The 18,662-nt window shown below is 63.7% G+C and carries 13 protein-coding genes; all 13 read right to left on the bottom strand.

Annotated features, from left to right (window positions below; all coding sequences use genetic code 11):
- Positions 1 to 86: 86 nt before the first annotated feature.
- The 13 genes from DFO58_RS09885 to DFO58_RS09825 all read right to left on the bottom strand — a co-directional run bounded on the left by DFO58_RS09885 (position 87) and on the right by DFO58_RS09825 (position 18,466).
- Positions 87 to 947 (bottom strand): glycosyltransferase, encoded by an 861-nt coding sequence (locus DFO58_RS09885; RefSeq protein WP_286163546.1) that lies wholly within the window; start codon positions 945 to 947, stop codon positions 87 to 89.
- A complete protein-coding gene (locus DFO58_RS09880; protein ID WP_183043150.1) occupies positions 944 to 2,221 on the bottom strand; it encodes a hypothetical protein in 1,278 nt (425 codons plus the stop codon). The genes DFO58_RS09885 and DFO58_RS09880 overlap by 4 nt, the downstream gene beginning before the upstream one ends.
- Entirely contained in the window at positions 2,218 to 3,348 is a 1,131-nt protein-coding gene (locus DFO58_RS09875) for a glycosyltransferase (protein ID WP_120990455.1), read from the bottom strand. The genes DFO58_RS09880 and DFO58_RS09875 overlap by 4 nt, the downstream gene beginning before the upstream one ends.
- Positions 3,345 to 4,607, bottom strand: a complete 1,263-nt coding sequence (locus DFO58_RS09870; protein ID WP_120990453.1) for a glycosyltransferase — start codon at positions 4,605 to 4,607, stop codon at positions 3,345 to 3,347. Before DFO58_RS09870 ends, DFO58_RS09875 begins: the two co-directional genes overlap by 4 nt.
- On the bottom strand, positions 4,604 to 6,085 hold the full coding sequence (locus DFO58_RS09865) for an oligosaccharide flippase family protein (protein WP_120990451.1): 1,482 nt from the start codon (positions 6,083 to 6,085) through the stop codon (positions 4,604 to 4,606). The genes DFO58_RS09870 and DFO58_RS09865 overlap by 4 nt, the downstream gene beginning before the upstream one ends.
- Complete coding sequence (locus DFO58_RS09860) at positions 6,082 to 7,215, bottom strand: DegT/DnrJ/EryC1/StrS family aminotransferase (RefSeq protein WP_120990449.1); 1,134 nt, start codon at positions 7,213 to 7,215, stop codon at positions 6,082 to 6,084. Before DFO58_RS09860 ends, DFO58_RS09865 begins: the two co-directional genes overlap by 4 nt.
- Positions 7,212 to 7,904 carry a NeuD/PglB/VioB family sugar acetyltransferase gene (locus tag DFO58_RS09855; protein ID WP_120990447.1) on the bottom strand — a complete coding sequence of 231 codons (693 nt, stop codon included), beginning with the start codon at positions 7,902 to 7,904 and terminating at the stop codon, positions 7,212 to 7,214. Before DFO58_RS09855 ends, DFO58_RS09860 begins: the two co-directional genes overlap by 4 nt.
- Before the next feature lies 1 nt (position 7,905).
- Positions 7,906 to 9,060, bottom strand: a complete 1,155-nt coding sequence (locus DFO58_RS09850) for a DegT/DnrJ/EryC1/StrS family aminotransferase (protein WP_120990445.1) — start codon at positions 9,058 to 9,060, stop codon at positions 7,906 to 7,908.
- A gap of 68 nt (positions 9,061 to 9,128) precedes the next feature.
- Entirely contained in the window at positions 9,129 to 10,139 is a 1,011-nt protein-coding gene (locus DFO58_RS09845) for an NAD-dependent epimerase/dehydratase family protein (protein ID WP_120990847.1), read from the bottom strand.
- Positions 10,140 to 10,147: 8 nt separating this feature from the next.
- On the bottom strand, positions 10,148 to 11,242 hold the full coding sequence (locus DFO58_RS09840) for a Gfo/Idh/MocA family oxidoreductase (RefSeq protein WP_120990443.1): 1,095 nt from the start codon (positions 11,240 to 11,242) through the stop codon (positions 10,148 to 10,150).
- Entirely contained in the window at positions 11,243 to 12,772 is a 1,530-nt protein-coding gene (locus tag DFO58_RS09835; protein ID WP_052772322.1) for a sugar transferase, read from the bottom strand. It lies immediately after the preceding gene.
- 580 nt (positions 12,773 to 13,352) lie between these two features.
- The gene (locus DFO58_RS09830) at positions 13,353 to 16,025 is read right to left on the bottom strand and encodes a LuxR C-terminal-related transcriptional regulator (protein ID WP_113607816.1); all 2,673 of its coding nucleotides are present in this window, start codon (positions 16,023 to 16,025) and stop codon (positions 13,353 to 13,355) included.
- Positions 16,022 to 18,466 (bottom strand): helix-turn-helix transcriptional regulator, encoded by a 2,445-nt coding sequence (locus DFO58_RS09825; RefSeq protein WP_160309073.1) that lies wholly within the window; start codon positions 18,464 to 18,466, stop codon positions 16,022 to 16,024. The genes DFO58_RS09830 and DFO58_RS09825 overlap by 4 nt, the downstream gene beginning before the upstream one ends.
- Positions 18,467 to 18,662 lie beyond the last annotated feature (196 nt).

Genomic DNA, 18,662 nt, shown 5'->3' with positions numbered 1-18,662 from the left:
TGCCACGACTTGCCGGAATTCCCCAATTCCGTCCCCGTACTTTATTTTGCAGCTGTTGAACATATAGTTCAATAGTCAGCATCTACTTACTGCGTAACTTGGCGCCAACCCTTGACCTTGTCCAGTAGCGGCCTACCGCCCATGCGCATCAGAACGGTCTTGGCAAGCAGCCGCGCACCTTCTTTCATCCGGCGCAACGGCTGGAGCAGCAGCCGTTCACGACGAAGATCCCACGAGTTCGGGTTCGACACGCCCGCCAGTCCGCCGGCGAATTGGCCACGATACGCAGAGGGAGAAACCCTGATCCCGCGCACCCTGTTGCTCACATTCGAATCGTGGATCACCTGAAGCCATCCGGGAGCACCCCCAACCTGCCGAGTCGACATGTGCTGTCCCAAAAGATTGTGCCAGTCTTTCCAACAGGTTACCGGCAGATCCCACGACGATGCCACCGAGCAGAACGCATTTAACGGATCATGCCGTAGGTAGACCCGCTCGCCGCACTGGATCAGACCGTGGCTCACGTAGATTGCTTGGGAGTCCCTGGACTGGACCGCGGCCTGCACCCGCTCAACAAAGTCGAGCGCCAAACCGTCGTCATTGTCCAAATTGGTCGTCAGCAAAACATCAGCGGTTCCTCCGGTGACCATTCGAAGATCGGCCAGGAGCTGCTCGGAGCTGACTTCTTCGCGGAAGACCGGCACAAAATAGCCCTTGAGCTGAAAATCCTCGATCTTGTCCTTGAGCCATTGCGGGCTCCGAGGATCAAAGTAGATGATCCAGCTGAAATTCTGGTTGGTCTGCTCTAGGATGCTGGGCAAGCAGTACGCTTCGAACAGCTCTTGGCGGTCTCGCAGCCATCCCTCGCGCGCACGGATCAAGCTTTCGGCGCCCCGCGACGGGAGGTTGAATCGGGTGAGAATGACATGGTCAATGGTTGGTTTCACAGTTTCACCTTGTAGATGTGGTAGCTGTATTCGTGGGCAAAGGAATCGGTCCATATCCCATCGCTGACGGGCAGCTTGCGGTCCTCGAAGAGCACCTCGACGCTGGTTCCCGTCACGCCCTCCGGCAGGGACATGACGACTTGGCCCGGGGCCGCCCCGGGGGCAGGCATGGCAAAGAAGTACGCGGATCCGTCCACGACCTTCAGCATGCTGTCCACCGATTCGCTGGTGGTGAAGTCGAGGGTCTGGGTGTTGAGGACCGGTGCCAGTTCGTGGATCTGCGAGTTGATCTTCCTGGCGGCCTTGACCTGTTCGGCTCCGCAGTATCCTTCCTGGACTTGTGCCAGCCGGAAGACGTTGCCGCCTTTGCAGTCACCGGCGAATGCCTGGTTGAAGTACACGATGCCCCGGGCTTCGTTGATCAGCGAATTCATCACCGCTCCACGCAGCTGGTCCGGACTGATATTTCCGGTGAAGTTCTGTTCCAGGTCGGCTCCGGTCATGTTTTCGACGAACTGCCACAGGGGCTGCAGCTTTCCGTCCATCGCGTCACGGACCCTCAGGGACTGCATGGTCCGTCCGTAGCTCGATGAGCTGCGGCAGGATTCCTGGGCGACGGGCAACAACGACACGTCGCGATAGGGGTCGTTCGAGCAGTGAGGGATCGTGTACCAGTACTTGTCCACCGACACGACATCGGTGAAATCGTTGACATAAGCTGAAACATCCGATTCCTTCATGTCGTTTTCCAGCACCATGTACGTGTAGTTGGAGTAGCCGAATAGGCCTTTCGGCTTGTCCGCCCGCAGTGCAGCCAGATGCTCCCGGCCGGCTGCCGCTTCGTAGCGGCCATCCACCTCGTCATCCATCAGATAGCCGACCCAGCTGGGGGTATCGACCGAGAAGGTGTCGTTCAGCGATGCCCCGATGTAGAACTGGCCGTTGTCATTAAGCCACGCCGCGTCGAAGTCCTCGGGCATGCCGATATAGGTGTTGATGCCCAGTTTCTTGTCGTAGTCGATCTCCTCTTGCGATGACACGCCGTTGAACCACACCACAATGGGGAAGAACGAGGGGTCGGTCCACCCTCCCTTGGCAGCCTTGGGGAACTGGTTCCAATAGGCGGGCCCGCCCTCCCACGGAACCAGCGGCAGCCCCAACGCGCCAAGCGACTGAGGCTGCGCGTCCTGCGCTGACTTGTTCGCATCGGCAACCGTGCAGCCGCCCAGCAGCAGCGAAGCCATCAGCACAGAACACGCAGCAAGAATTCTCATGGCGCACCTCCGGCCAGCTCCAGCAGCCTGCAGGCCCTGGCATCCCAGGAATGTTCGACCGCCTGGAGGCGCACCGATTCCCGCTGAGAGTCGCTCAGTCTGGCTGACCCGACCCGGCGCACCAAGTCCACGAACTGCCTGCGGTCCTCGGCGATGTGGACGTCGGGGCTGTTCAGCCAGCGTACCGCCGGGGAATCGGTGGCGACCACTGGCACGCCTGCCGCCAGGTAGTCCAGGGTCTTCAACGGGAAGCTGGCGCGATTGAACTCGCTGTCCGCATAGGGGGTGATGCCCAGGCTCGCCCCGGAAAGCAGACCCGGCACGGCCCCCGGCGGGACCTCGCCGCGCCATGAAACCTGCGGGTGGGCCAGCAGCCGATCAATCCGGCGCGAAACCGCCGGTTCCCGCTCCCGGCGCGGGCCGATGACCTCCAGGCTGATGCCGTGGTCCAGGAGCTCGTCCAGCAGGTCGAAATCGAGGCGTTCATTGAGCTGCCCCAGCAACACGGTGCGCTCGTCGGAAACGGACGGAACCAGCGCCGGAGCCGGGCTGCAGCCATTGGGAAGCGTCTGCACGTCGCGGCCGCCAGCCAGGCGCGACATGGACTCGGCCAAATGCGGAGACACCGCGGTGACGATGTCCGCATGCCGGAGGCTGTCCTCCAAGGTGGTGCGGATTTGTCCGCTGTCCAGGCCCATCAGCCCGGCACCCGCGATCCAGTCGTCCGTCACGTGCAGGGACTTGAATCCGGACACCCCGGGCATGAAGCCGTCCCGCGGCGAGAGCAGCACCGTGCCGCCGACCCTGGCCTGCAGGTCACGCAGCGCACTGCGCAGTGCCCGGCGGCGCAGGGCGCGAACCGCCGGCTGCATGAGCCGATGCGTGAACTTGGGCGGGGCCAGGAATCTCAGCCTGGTCAGCCCCGGGACGGGCTCGTCAAGATAGTGGCGGCGCAGCCTCTGCGGACGCACCGAGGCGGCGGGTCCTGCGACGGGAATGGGAGGGTCGATCCACAGGATCCGGGCATGCGCGGCCAGCGCTTCAGCCAGGCGGTGATCGGTTCCCTGGGTGTCTTGCCAGCGGGTCCCCGGCATGATGACGATGACCTCTTGGGCATGCTCGCTCATGGCTGGGACACCTCCGCCCGGCGTCGGCCCCGAGCCACCGTCGCGGTCGCGTTGAAGTCGTCGACGCTCCAGGTGCCGCGAAGACGGGCGATCAGCCGCCCGGCCTTGTAGCGGGCAAAGCGAAGCGCGGCCAGCGGCAGCTCGGCGGCCCACTGGCCGCTGGTGAGCCGTGTGGCAAGGACCTGTTCATAGAATTCGACCTGGCGTTGTGCTGCGCCCCGCAGCGAAAACCGGCGGTTGAGCAGCTCATGGGCGAACCGGCCGAGCTCCGCGCGGCGTTCGGCGCTGCCAAGCAACGGCAACAGCTGGTCGCGGAGGTTCTCCGCCCCGTGCTGCGCCCCGCCACCGTGGCCATACCAGCCGTGCCATAGGAACTGGTCCTGCGACCGTGGCGTCAGAGTCTGCCAAAAACCCTGCTCGCCCTGCACGATCAGCGGCTTGGCGAACGCCATAGCGCGCAGCGCGGACCCTCCCATGCCCAGGGTGATATCGGCGATCTGGTAGGCCCATCGGGGATCCTCGAGCTCGCCGGTGAGGATGACCCGCTGGCTGCCTGCGCGCAGATTGGCTTCGTCCGCGGCGCGGGCGACCTCCTCCCGGGCAGGTCCGTCTCCCACGATGATCAGCTGGGCCCGGATCTCGTTGTCCAGGGAGCCGACCACCTCGATGGCGCAGAGGATTCCCTCCAGCTTCATCTCGTGAGCCAGCCGGTTGACCATGACGATCTTCAGGGCCTGCACATCCACCTCGAAGCGCAAGGCTTCGAGCTGCGGCTGGTCCACGACCTCCGGTTGGTTCAAGACGGTGTCGACCGGCGGCTCCATGAGCGAGACGCGGCCACGCCCGAAGCGCCGCTCCGCATCCGCAATCTGCTCCGTGCCCACCATCAGCGGCATCGTCCGGGGAATGAACGGGGCGACCGACATCGAGAGCACCGTGGCCGCGCAGCGAGCGCGGATGCCGCGGCAGGCCGCCATGCCCTCCAATGCCGGCGGCCATTCATAACCGTGGATGACATCGATTCCCCGCTCGCTCATCAGCGACCGCAGCGCACGAACCATCGTAGGGCTCGGCCTGCGGCCCGGCGCGGGCAGGGCGATGAATTCCAGGCCAAGTTCCGCCACCCGGGCTTCCAAGCTGCCGGGATGCCCGACGATGCCGACTTCATGCCCCAGGTCCCGCACGGCACCGGCCAGCTCGATGGCGTTGAGCTGGCTGCCTCCCATGTTCATGTCATGGGGATAGACGAGGATCTTCACTTGACCGTCTCCTTCGCTCCCGCGCCGGCAAGGCCGCGCACGTGGACCACGTCCTTCTTCCGCAGGTATACCAGTCCCGCCATGGCAACCAGCCCGATGCATCCGGCGGCCAACAATGCCAGCCAGGGATTCGTGATGCGCTGAACCACGAACAGCGACACCGCGCCGACCACTGCGCCGGAGGCCAGGGGCATGGCCAGGCGGCGGATCATCGTGCCAAGCTTCAGTCCCGCCGCGCGCAGGCTGAGCAGGTACAGCGGCAGCATGACCAGGAATGCCACCATGGCCTGGGCCAGCGCGAGACCGACCAGGCCGCCGAGCAGTGCCCCGGCGGCCAGCGCCGGGATGAGCACGATGAGCCCGATGACCTGGATCTTGAAGACCTCGGAGGTCTTGCCGATCACTACGATGTAGTCATAGGCCAACTCGCACAGCACCTTGGACAGCGCCGAGACGACCAGCCAACTCATCACCGGAGCGGACGGAAGCCAGACCTCGCCGTAGACGATCCGGACCAGGGGCGCCGCCGCGGCAGCCATCACCACGAACACCGGAACGGTCACGCAGGCGAGCACGCTGAACAGGGCCAGGATGCTTGAGCGCAGGTGCGCCGGGTTGTCCTGGATCGCGGCAAAGGCGGCGGGCGCGACGCGGCGCAGCGGCTGGGAGACAATCGACACCGGCCAGCTGGACAGGTTGAAGGCGAGGACGTAGTAGCCTAGGGCTGTCGCGCCCAGCAGGGCCCCGGCAATCAGCTGGTCAGAGTACCCGATGCAAAAGACGATGATGCTCGTCCCGGCCAGCGGCAGGCCGAACTTCAGCAGCGCGACCGCCTTGTCCTGGCGCCACCCCCAGCGGTAGGGCTCCGGCGACGCACGCAGGAACATCACTGCGGAAATCGCGCTTCCGGCCAGCCGGCCAATGGCCAGGGCCATGGCGCCCATCCCGAGCAGCGCCAGCGCGACCGAGATTCCGGCGCCCGCCCAGACGTTGACCTGGTCGATGACCAGCCGCTGGCGTTCCTGGAAGTTGCGCTGCAGCAGGGCGGCGGGCGCGGCGACGACGCCGTTGACCAGGACCGACAAGATCAGCAGGCGAACCACGAGGGTCGCGCCTTCGTCGCCCATGAGCCGGGTGAAGGTGGGGGCGGCATACCACGCAGCGGCGCAGAACAGCGTACTGGCGATGACGGAGATGGTGTTCACCGTCGGCACGATCGAGCTCGGGTGCTCCCGCCAGCGCACGATTGCCAGGCTCACGCCAAGCTCGTTGAAGCTGAGCACCGCCATCAGGGCAACCAGTGCGATCGCGAAGGTCCCGAACTGCTCGGGGCCGAGTACGCGCGCGAGGACGATGCCAATGCCCAGCGTGCCCAGCTTGGAGATCATGGTGTTCGCCAAGCTCCACCCGAAGGCTCCGCCGGCTGTTGGCGAGCCGGCGGGCACGGCCCTGCGGCCGGCTGCGCGGCGCGGTGTCATCGGCGCAGCGCTCGATTCAGTGCCTCCACCACCCGCTGCTGCTGTTCCGCGGTGATGTGCGGGTACAGCGGCAGCGACAGGATCCGCCCGGCCGCCTGCTCGGCGACGGGGAAGGAGCCTGCGCCGTAGCCCAGGTGCTCGAATGCAGGGGTCAGGTGCACCGGATCCGGGTAGTGGATGCCGGCGCCGATACCCGCCTCGTTCAGTTCGGCCAGCACCCGGTCGCGTTCCTCGACCTGGATGACGTACAGGTGCCACACGTCCTCGTTGCCCTCGGCCTGCTGCGGCAGGACGACACCGCGATGGTCCGCCAGCAGTTCAGAGTAGCGAGCTGCAGCCTCGCGGCGCAGCTGGTTCCAGCCAGCCAGGCGCTCCAGCTTGGCGCTGAGCACCACCGCCTGCACCGCATCCAGCCGGGAATTGCATCCCACTGCCTCGTGCACGTACTTCACGCGGCTGCCGTGGGCCGAGAGCAGGCGGACCCGCTCGGCGAGCTCGGGGTCGTTGGTGAGGACCGCGCCGGCGTCGCCGGCCGCGCCCAGGTTCTTGCCCGGGTAGAAGCTGGTGCCCGCAACGCGGCCCAGGGTTCCAGCATTGCGCCCGAAGCGGGTGGCGCCCTGCGACTGCGCCGCATCCTCGATGATCACCGCGCCGCAGGCGGCAGCGATGGGTTCCAGTTCCTCCACGAAGGCGGTCTGTCCGTACAGGTGCACCGGGATGATCGCCTTGGTCCGCTCGGTGACGGCTTCGGCCGCGGCCAGCGGGTCGATGAGCAGATGCTGCGGATCAACGTCCACTGGCACCACGGTGGCTCCGACCAGGCTGACGGCCTCGGCGGTGGCCACGAAGGTGTTGGCGGGGATGATGGCCTCGTCCCCGGGGCCCACCCCGGCGGCGCGCAGCGCGAGTTCCAGCGCGTCGGTGCCGTTGCCCACGCCGATGCAGTGCCCCGCCCCGACGAAGCCGGCGTACGCCTGTTCGAAGTCTGCCACGGCCGCGCCGCCGATGAAGGCGGTATTCTCGAAGATCCGGGCCAGTCCTTCATTAACCTGGTCCTGGACTTCGCGCTGCTGGGCCTTCAGGTCCACCAGCGGAATGGGTGCGTGGGTCGTCATCGCGTTGTTGCTCATCGAGTGGCCTCTTTCAGGCTTGCATTCAAAAGTGTGTTGTTGGTCGGTTCCGGGTTGCGGCCCGGAATCCGGGAGTCCAGCGGGCGGGCCGGATTTCCGGCCCAGGTCTGCCCCGCCGGCAGGTTGGCGATCAGCGCCGCGGCCATGCCTAGCACTGCGCCGCGGCCGATGCTGAGGTTTTCGCGGACCGTGCTGTTGGTGCCCAGGTAGGCTTCGCTGCCAACGTGCACGGTGCCGGCCAGGGTGGCGCCGGCGGCCAGCGTGGCGTAGTCCCCCAGCACGTCGTCATGGGTGAGCACCACCCGCGGCATCAACACCACATGGCGTCCGATGCGCACGTCGCTGGTGGCCACGGTGCCGGCCAGGATGATGCTGCCGGCGCCCACGGCGACCGTGTAGCCCAGCACCGCGTGGACGCTGGCATGGGTCGCGTAGCGTTCCTCGGGCAGGTCCAGGCGCCGGGCGATGGCCGCCCGCGAGGCGCCCTTCCCTGCGCAGATCAGCAGCTTTTCGCTGCGCCGCACGGCCAGGTCCAGTCCGCCGAGCACCGGCACCCCGTTCACCGAGGTGCCGTGCAGCGCTGTATTGTCATCCAGGATGCCGAGCACCTGGTGGTCGCCTGTCTGCCGGATGGATTCGAGTGTCTCCCGGGCCAGCCCGCTGGCGGCCAGGAGCAGGATTTTGGCCATGCTAGGCTCCGGCGGTGGTCAGCGCGCTGGCGGAGAGCACGCTGGAGATCACGCGGTCCTGTTCCTCTTCCCGAAGGTCGTGGTACAGCGGCAGGATCAGCGTGTTGGCGGTCAGCCGCTCAGTGACCGGCAGCGCAACCGTGTACCCGCTGTGCCCGGCGTAGGCAGGCTGCAGGTGCGAGGCCATGATGCCGCGGCGTGCGGAGATCCCGTCCTCGGCGAGCTTGGCCAGCAGCCCCTCGCGGTCCAGCGGGAACGGGCGGCTCACCTCGATCCAGAATGACTGGTAGTTGGAGGTTCCGTACTCCGGGTCCTGCACGAAGCGCAGCCCCGGCACCCCTGCCAGCTCCTGCTGGTAGCGTGCGGCCAGTTCGCGCCGGCGCACCACCATCTGCTCGAGCTTGGAGAGCTGGACCAGTCCCACGGCCGCCTGCATGTCGGTCATCCGGAAGTTGTAGCCGATCTCCCCGTAGCTTTCCTGCGGGGCCAGCGTGGAGCCGTGGCGGTCCGCCGCGGAGACGTCCATGGCGTGTTCGCGCAGGCGCCGGGCGCGCTGCGCCCACTGCTCATTGTTCGTGGTGAGCATGCCGCCCTCGCCGGTGGTGAGCAGCTTGCGCGGGTGGAACGACCACGCCGACACGTCGGCGCCCACGCCCACGGGCGCGCCGCGGTAGGTCGAGCCCGCACCGCAGGCGGCGTCCTCGACCAGCGCCAGCCCGCGCTCGTCGCACAGCCGCCGCAACGGCTCCAGGTCCAGCGGCATGCCGCCCTGGTCCACGGCGATGATGGCGGTGGTCTTCGGTGTCAGTGCGGCTTCGATGGTCTGCGCGCTGACATTTCCCGTGGTTTCCTCGACGTCCGCGAACACCGGGCGCGCGCCCAGGTAGGTCGGGGCGTTCGCGGTGGCGATAAACGAGAATGACGGGAGAACCACATCATCCCCTGCCTGCACCCCGGCGACTTTCAAGGCCAGGTGCAGCGCGGTGGTGCAGTTCGAGGCCGCTACCGCGTGCCCCACCTGCTGATGTTCGGCAAATGCCTGTTCAAATGCTGCGGTGCGCGGGCCTTGTGCGACCCATCCCGAGGCGATGACCTCTGCTACCGCGTCGGATTCGGCCGTCCCCAGCCATGGCTTCATGACGCTGATGCGATCCATGATTCTTCCCCCAAAAAATCGGTGTTCGCGAGATTATTCACAAATGTAGTGCGTACGCGGTGTTTTGCCTAGTGGCTTGCGGCAACCGGCTTCTTCAGCAGCCGGCCGGCGGCGACTTCCTCACGCAGCGGCTCCCACCAGGTGACCAGCCGGCGCAGTCCCTCTTCCAGGCCCACGGTGGACTCGAAGCCGAGGTCGCGGCGGGCCGCGCTGGTGTCGGCCAGGCGGCGGACCACCGAGTTCACCGAGCGCTCCGGCCCGTACTCGATATGCAGGTCCGAACCCATGACCTTCAGCAGCGTTTCAGCCAGCTCCTTCAAGCTGGTTTCGGCGCCGCTGGCCACGTTGTAGATGCCTTCGCGGATCGGGCTGGCCGCGGCCAGCAGGTTGGCGCGGGCAATGTCCTCGGAGAACACGAAGTCCATGGTCTGCGAGCCGTCGCCGAAGATCAGCGGCGGCAGCCCGTCGGCGATGCGCTCCATCCAGCGCACCAGCACCTCGGTGTAGGCGCCGTGCACGTCCATGCGCGGTCCGTAGACGTTGAAGTAGCGCAGCAGCGTGTAGTCCAGCCCGTACATGGCGTGGAAGCTCTTGAGCAGGCCCTCGTTGAAGGTCTTGGCCACGCCGTACAGCGTGTCGTTGTTGTACGGGTGGTGGCGTTCGGTGGTCGGGAACTCCTCGGCCATGCCGTAGACCGACGCGCTGGATGCGGCGATGACCTTCGGGATCTTGGCCTCCACCGCCGCCTCGATGACGTTGTAGGTTCCGTTGACCATGACGTCCACGGCCAGGCGCGGCTCCTCGGCGCACTGGGTGATGCGGATGGCCGCCTGGTGGAAGACCACGTCCTTGCCTTCGGTGACCTCGCGGACCAGTTCGCGGTCGGCAATGTCGCCCTCGATGAGGTTCACGCGGCCGCTGGACAGGGCTTCGGTAATGTTGCCGCGGCGTCCGCGGACCAGGTTGTCCAGGATGTCCACCTGTTCGGCGCCGGCAGCCAGCAGCTGGTCGACGATTTCCGAACCGATGGTGCCGGCGCCGCCGGTAACCAGGAATTTCTTGCCTTCAAGGCGTGCCAGTGGCTGGGTCATGATGCGTTCTCCATTGCGGAAGTCTCGGTGCTGAACTGCGGTGCGGATCCGTTGGCCAGGCTTGCGCTGGCGTCTTCCAGGACGCGCAGGACGCGCAGTGCGGATGCGCCGTCGGTGGGTGCGGGCTTGTTGCCGCGGATGCTGGCTGCGAACTGCGAGACCATGAGCCCCAGCGGTTCGAATTCGGATAGGGCCGGCGACCAGGTGTCTCCGAGCCGGTAGGAGATCGTGGCTCCCTTGCGGTCCTCGGTGTCGGTGCGGATCATTTCTTGGCGGTCCAGGTCCACGCCGCGGTCGAAGATGCTCAAGCGCTGCTGCGGGTTCAAGTCGTCCCAGATCAGGGTCTTCTTGCTGCCGCCGATCACCATCTGGCGGATCTTGGTCGGCGAGAGCCAGTTGACGTTCACGTGGGCCAGCGCCCCGTTGTCCAGCGGCATGCTCAGGTAGCCGATGCAGGACTTGCCCGCCTGCAGCGGGTCTGCCCCCTGTGCGGTGACCGACAGCGGGCGCAGGCCTCCGGGAAGCACGAAGTCCAGGATGGACAGGTCGTGCGGGGCAAGGTCCCAGAACACGTCGACATCCGGCTGGACCAGTCCGAGGTTGATGCGGGTCGAATCGATGTAGAGGATCTCCCCCAGCTCGCCGTCGGCCAGCAGGTCGCGGATCTTCAGCACCGCCGGCGTGTAGCAGTACGTGTGGTCGGCCATCAGGATGGTTCCGGCGCCGGCCGCCGCCTGCACCATTTCCCGTCCGTGCACGCTGTTGTCCGCCAGCGGCTTTTCCACCACTACGTGTTTCCCCGCGGCGATGGCCTGCATGGCGATGGCGTAGTGGGTCCGCGCCGGCGTGGCGATGGCGATGGCATCGATGTCGTGGTTGGCCAAAAGTTCATCCAGCGATCCGGCGACCGCGGGCTCTCCGGTCTTGCGGGCCAGTGCCCGGGCGCGTCCCAGGTCCATGTCGCAGATGGCGACAAGTTCCCACTCACTGCTCATTGCAAAGTTTCGCGCCAGGTTAGGTCCCCAGTATCCTGCACCGACCACCGCGACTCGCAGTGCGGGGTTGATGCTTGTATCCGGTGCGATGCTCATTTAGTAGGCTCCATCTGGCTTGATCATGACTTTAAAGGTGCGCCACACGATGCGCAGGTCGCTCAGAACCGTCCAGTTTTCTGCGTAGTACAGGTCCAGGCGGATGCTTTCGGCCCAATCCAGATTGGATCGTCCGCTGACCTGCCACAGCCCGGTGACGCCCGGCTTCAGGTACAGGCGACGGTGGTCGTGTCCCGTGTAGGCTTCGACTTCCTTGAACAGCGGCGGCCGCGGCCCGACGACCGACATCTCGCCGCGCAGGACGTTGATGAACTGGGGTAATTCGTCGAGCGAGTGCTTGCGCAGCAGGCGACCGATGCGGGTCACCCGGGGGTCGTCCTTGAGCTTGAACAGCGGCCCTGCGCCCTCATTCTGGGCTTCGAGCTCCGCCAAGCGCTCCTCGGCGTTTTCCACCATTGACCGGAACTTGAGCATGTGGAACGGAAGCCCGTCCAGGCCTGCGCGTTCCTGCTTGTAGAAGATCTTTCCCGGGCCGTCCAGGCGGATCAGCAAGGCGATGACGAGGAATACCGGGCTCAGGCCCAGCAGAGCCAGCGAGGCGAAAACGATGTCGAATCCGCGCTTGAGCAAGAACCGCCACCCGGTGAACCGGGCCAGCTCGACGTGCAGCAACGGCATTCCGTCGACCGGGCTGGTCCGCACCCGGCGGCTGGCGACGTTGGTGAGCGAGGAGACGACGATCAGCTTGGTGCCGGTCTTCTCCAAGCGCCATCCGAGTTCCTGCAACGCGGAGTTTCCTCCGGTCAGCGGGCCGGCCACCACCACGGAGTCCGCTCCGTAGCGAAGGACCTCATCCTCGATGGCTCCGGTGTCGTAAGACAGCGGAAGCGTCGGATCTGCCATTCGAAGAACCTGCTCGGAGTCTTCGTCCTGTGCGCCGTCGAGCAGCACTCCCACCACGCGGTAGGCAGGGCCGGACTGCTTGGAGATCTGTCGAACCACGTACGGCGCGTCCTTGATCTGTCCGTACACCAGCACGTTGCTCAGCGCGAAGCCGCGCTGGCGCTGCCGCGCCAGCCATTGCCGCCAGCCCCAACGCCCCAGGAGCAGCGCTCCGAGGCCAACCGGCAGGCTCAGCAGGATGAACAACCTGTAGTCCAGGTTTCCAGTGATGAGGGCGATCAGCCCAATGCCGCCGGCCACTGCTGCGGTTGCGTAGACCAGGAATTTGTATTCCTGCATGCCTACGGCAATCCGTCCGGCAGCGCGGGTCTGGAAGAAGACCAGGCTGAGAATCCAGGCCAGTGCTACGACGGCCCCGGTCAGCGCGAAGTGCTGCGACAGCTGCTGGGCTTCAGGATTCAGCTGGCCACCGGCCAGGACGAAAACCTCCGGCAGGATGCTGGCTACGGCGATGATGACAAAATCGGTGACGGCAAGGCGTCGAACGTAGCGACGCCCGTCGACTGCTGCGGTTGATGCTGCTGCCGGCTCTGCCGGGCGGGTTGCACCGAAGAGCTTCGATGATCCAAAGTTATTGCTTTCAAGGCGTCCGCTAATCTGCGACATTACCGTACCCCGCTACCTGCGAAGATTCCGTTGCGCGGGCGCAGGCGCGTGAAAGCCCCCCAAAAAATACACATATCGTGCAATCCCCCAAAAAGATGCAAATTCCCCAGTTGAGAGCCGCTTCCCCTTGCGTAGTCCCGCAGCTCTCGTTGATCCGAGCTTATGACGCAAGGTACTTAGTCGCACGAGTGGAGGAACACTCGAATCCTGTGAAGAAACCTTGAGAAGGTACTCGTCTGATACCTAGGAGATACCTAGAGAACACTTGCGCCGCTAAATACCGTTAAATACAAAACAGGTCCCATACCAGTGATCGGGGGAGATCCGGTATGAGACCTGTTTCGCATAAGGGGCGAACGGTTGCGCTGGGGGGTAATCCTTGCGGATTCGCTAACCGCCGCCCCGTCTAAGGGAAGGAGTCCTCAGGGATATTAACCACGTGCATGGTCCCCAGTTCTCTCGTGGACAGTCCAGGATCCATGGATCCGGCGCTGCTCCCTAACAATAGAGACTACTGAAACCCGATAATCCTCCGCACGCGTGTTTCTTACTTCAAGATTGCTTGAAACACGTAGTCAGCTTACTGGGCTGTCCCAAAATCAAGTTCGGCGACGACCAGCTCGGAGCGTTCGGAAATACCCAGCTTCGAGAAGACCCTGTAAAGATGGCCCTCAACCGTACGCTGGGAAACAGTTAACACGCGCGCGATTTGCGCATTGTTTTTTCCTGACAGCGCCAACTGGACGATCTCTGCCTCCCGAGCGGTCAGCTCGGTCAGCGCGAGAGCACGCGCAACATATTTGTTCGGATTGATCCGTTGCTCGTTAACTACTCGCGATGCCTGGCGAAGCAGGGTTCCGCACGTACGCGACTCCCCCGCCTCCGAATAGCGCACCGCAGCACGTGCCAGCGCTTCGACGCCAATGAGCACTTCCTGGCTTCTGAACGCCTTCTGGGCGAGCTCTTCCAACGGCTGAGGCTCGCTCTGGGCGCGATACTTGCTCAGCTGCAGCAGGAGCTGCGACTTCGTGCCTTCGTGTTCATCGCAGAGCTCAATCAGGCGTCTGAGGTCCTTGCTGCCGGCAAGTTCTTCATCTGGCAGATGCGAAATCTTGTGGGCCAGAGCCATCCGTTCGAAAACAGGGAAGTCCTTGAGCTTCTCACTGCCTTGGGGCCTGCCGATTGTCGCGGCAGAAGCCCTGGCGAAGACTCGCTGGCGCGACGGGGTCTCCCCCATGAGCTCAGGCGGCTCTGGTTTGCTTTCCAGAGCTCCGGAAGCCGTGCCTGTCCCGAGACTTCCCCCAAGCTCATGAGCCATCGCGTGCAGGTTTCTCGCGAACGTCAGCACCTGGGCGGGATCTCCGAATCGCAACTCCGTGACCGCCTCCGCAAACCTGCGAAGGGCAGACTGGTTGCGTCCCTGCAACAGGTCGGAAAGACCCAGCATCAGAACTACGGCACCTTGGTGTTGTACACCGAAGCGTTCTCCGCCGTAGCGATAGGTGTCCAGCAGTTGCTGCGCTTTCTGGTTCTCCCCCAGCTGCAACAGGTTCCAGCACTGCAAGAACATCAGACGAGTTTCATACAGCGCCCGGGTCTTCGGGGCATCGGCGATCAACTCGATGGCTTCCTGGGCGATGGACAGCGCTCGCTCGGAGTGCCCCACAACGCTTTCGGCGTCGCAGTACATCAAGCGGGCAATGATTTGGCCTTCGTCCGGGAAATTTGGATCATTGATGATCCGCTCGAATTCCTTGGCCTCGGGGAACTGTCCGTCGATCGAGTTCACCCGCACCCACAGGTCCAGAAGTTGCTGTGCGAATTGCTGGTCCATCACGGCCTTCGCCGATTCGGCATCGGAGGGAAGGCTCGACACCCATTCCTTCCACTGCTGGATGTAGTCGCGCATCAAGGGCAGGTTGTTGCCCAGATTAGTGACGACGACCAGCAGCTGGCTGAAGGCCGAGGTCAGCAGGTGAGGCGCTTTGGCCGTTCCGACGAACCTCAGCAGGATGTTTCGCGCTGACTCGAACCGTCCCAAGCCGAGCAGTACATCCGCTTCGAACAGTGCACCGTGGCCGCTCGAATGGGCAACGTTTCCGGCACGGCAAAGTTCCCATGCCAACGGATAGTTGCCCTCATCCAAGGCAGATGATGCAGCATCCAGAATCCGCTCAGTTGGGAAGGATTGTCCCACTTCGAGGCCCCAGAGCACGTGCGACGCTGACTGTTCCATACCCAGTTCACTCGTGCACTGCTGCCATGAATCGTACAGCTCCGCACTTCGCTGCGCAGGAACCATCAGGCGCAGCACCCGGCGGTGAAGCTCGGAGGCCAACGCCACGGTGTCGTCCGGCAGCTCATGCAGCTGGCCGGCGTCAATCATCCGACGGTACTCAAGCCGTCCGCCGTCGAGAACGAGCTTAGGCGCCGGTCCGCCCAAGGCCAATAGTTCCAGCGTGCGCCGTTCGTCTTCGGTGCTCAACCGTTGGATCTCGCTGACAAGATTCGTCAGCCGCGAGTCAACACCGATGGTGTCCTGGCTCAGGAGCCAGATGCCCTGTGGTGCGCTGGGACCGTAGTCCATTTCCTTGTCCTGGATCAGCAATCCCTGTTCCAAGCTTGAAGCGATCAGGGCCTCGACGAAGCTCGGGTTGCCTCCCGACAGCCGGTGGATCGTCCCGACAGAGCTTTCGCTGAGGGTGCCCCCGAGCATGGATTCAGCAACGGTCCGGATTCCTGAAACATCCAGCGGCTGCACAACGATCGTCGACATCAACGGCGACTGGGCCAGCTGCCCCACGATCGATTCCGATTCCAAGACGCCTGCGCCGAGCGCGATGAGCTTGATTGCCGCGTTCTCCATCAGGGTTGAAAGCACGAAACAGCTCTGGGCATCCAGGTACTGTGCGTCTTCGACAACAACAATCCGCGGCTGGTCGCTATCAGGCACGCTGGCCAGTACGTGGTTGATCTCGCGCAGCACCTGCACAGGTTCGTCCACTGAAGCCAACGCGTCAAGATACGGCGACAATACCCCGTAGGGAACCGCAGCAAGCGTCGGGCTGCAGTAAAGCGTCATTGCGGGCTCGCTGAGTCCGGTGCTGGTCATGACCGCGTCAACCAGGCTGGTCTTTCCCATGCCCACGCCGCCGAGAACCAAGGCACCGCTTGGTTCCGGCGTGCTGACCACGTGCAGCAGGTCCTGGTACTCGCTGGATTTACGTCGGCTCTTGTAGTCTATTGCGTTCACAGCTGTCCCGCCGCACGTCGGCTGGCACGATCAAGTGCAGTCAGTTCTTGCCTATTGCGAACCTGAAGCTTCGAATACACCTGGTACAGGTGCCCTTCAACGGTCCGAATTGAAACGCCGTTGATGCGGGCAATTTCAAGGTTCGTTTTCCCCGAGATCGCCAGCAACGCGATCTGCGACTCGCGCTTCGTCAGGTCTCCGGCCCACGTTGGGGCACCGGTCTTCCCAGATGCCAGCGCATCGGACCTGCTGTTGTCAGCGAGGTACGCAGGACGCTTGACAGTGCCCACGAGCTTTGCCAACTTCCGCTGGTCCTTGGTTGTCAATGACGAAACCAGTGCATTGCCGGATACCGCACCCATCAGAATATGTCCGGAAGCCACCAGATTGCGAAGCACCGCAAAAAGGTCCGCCGATTCTCCATGGTGCTTCTCCGAAAGCTCCGCGTACATTTCAGCCGTAGCCCCTTGGCAGTTTGCGGCCACCGCGCCCAAACGGGAATCGGGATCCGCATAGCCCAGCCGAAGCGCGCAGGCCAACGCGCCCATCTCCAGGGTGAGGTAGCCGCCAGCTCGGGACTTATCGGCAAATGACATCAACTTCGCAATCGCCTGTTCAGGCGATCCGATGAGGGCCAGGCTCATGGCCGAAAAGACTTCGGCCACCCAACTGTGGAAGTTCACCTGCGACGAGGTCGAGATGTCGTCCTGTTCCTGGCTGAGCAGTTCCGTCGCCTCGCTCCGTCGCCCCAGGACCATCAGCGAATGGGAAACCACGGCTTCCATCGCAATCTTCCCTGCGGTTTCTTCCTGCTGGCGCGCCTGAGACAGGCACGGTTCAAGAATTTTCAGAGCACGTTCGTGATCACTTTGCAGTGCGAACAGGATGCCCCGTGCACTCTCGGCCCGGGCGATCAGCTGCGGATATGCAAATTTCCCCGCCGCGAGTTCTGTCGCCCTGACGAGCGCCTCGGAATATTTTCCGCACAGCATTTCAGTCATGAGCAGCTGCTCTTCGATCTCTGCCAGGTCTTCGGCGCACATTCCCCCGTAGGAAGCCATTCCCAGGCGGCGGTTTCGCAGCTCGTTGCCGATATGGTCGACAACTGTCTGGGCGTCCGTCTGGCGTGCGCGCGCCGCGCAATTCGTCGACTGCAGGGCCATGGCACGCAAGTGCAGTCCCCGGGTCATCCACCCCTTCAGCTGCGCCGGAGTGTCGTCGATATGGCAGTCTTCCGACCCTGCATTAACTTCTGCCTGGGCAGAATCAACCAGCTGGGTAAGCAAGTCGAGCTCTTGCTGGGCGCGCAACAGCCGGTCCTGGGACCATGCATCATCAATGGCAGCCAGAAGGTTCTCGTGTGCAAGCCGGATGAGGCTCACGGCAACCGGGACGTCCCCCTGCTGAAGCAATGCGCCAATGTGCAACTTCAGAATTCGGATCCGGGCGAACGGCGCCACAACCCATTTCCCGCTGGCGTATCCGCTGCGCGAATACTCTTCAGCGATGTCGAGCAACGTGGAGTTTTGCCCCAGATCCGACAATAACGACATCGCCGAAAGTGCCACGGCGGTCTCTGGATCCTTGTGCAGGTGTGCCACGACTTCGTTGCTGCGACGCTCCATCTCCGGATCGATGTTCTGCCGAAGCATTAGGCGCAGCAATGGAACCGCAATCATGACGCGGTGGTCCGCCTGCGGCACGACCTTCACGTGGTCCTTGGCGATCAACTGATCCATGGCCTTGGTCTGTTCTGCACGGTGCACCATGTCTCGGGAGACTGCACCACCCATGGCCAGTGCATACAAGAGTACTCGTTCGGAATCTTCAAGCCCCGAGGTCATGGAATTGAACATGGTCTGCACTGCAGGACCATTGCCAAGGTCCAGATCCCGAAGAACCCAGGTTCCGGACTCCTGGCTCAGCTGTCCGTTGGCAATCCAGATCCGCGCCAGCTTGAGAATCAATCCGCGGTTGCTGTCGGCGAGATACTGCAACGTCGAAGCAGCGAAGGCGGAGATTGGCCCTTGAAGCTCGGACTCCAGAAATGCCCGCGTCTCCAAGGTGCTCATCCGGCTGATGCTTACATGCTCCATCTGCCCGGTACGGAACAACGAAAGCAGATCCTGTGGAAGGTCCTGGATTTCGTCGCAGATGACGATGAGCTTGATCTTGTGCATCGCAGCAAGCTGGGCAAGCAACGAGCCGGATTCCTCATCGATGAGCTCTGGCTTGCCGAGCAAGACCACGGATGGCTTGCCATCCGGGCACAGTGCCCGCGCAAGCCCATGCACGAGTTCGTGCCGGCTCGGCTGTTCAGCTGTTTCAAGCTGCGCCAGCAGGAAGGCCAGAACGCCCATGGGCATCTTTTGCCCGAAGCTGCTCCCGTTGAGCCGAATAAGTTTTTGCGGATCAATAAGTTGGCTGTGCGCAGCTTCCACGCTTGCACGGCGCCCGCTGCCCGATGGTCCGGAGACTACCGCTCCGGACTTTGCAGGATTCTCTAGGATCCTGCCGATCTCGGTAATTGCATCGGTTGGAGTTGCGACCAATGCGTTGGTCTCGCCCCAGAGCCTGCGTGAATTCCGAGTATCGTCCCCGATAAGTACTCTCGAGTACTCCATTTAAAAACCGCCC

The sequence above is a fragment of the Arthrobacter sp. AG1021 genome (assembly GCF_003633665.1).
Taxonomy (GTDB): Bacteria; Actinomycetota; Actinomycetes; order Actinomycetales; family Micrococcaceae; genus Glutamicibacter; species Glutamicibacter soli.
Note: the sequence above shows the minus strand (reverse complement) of the source record. Positions and strands in the feature narration are given on the sequence as shown.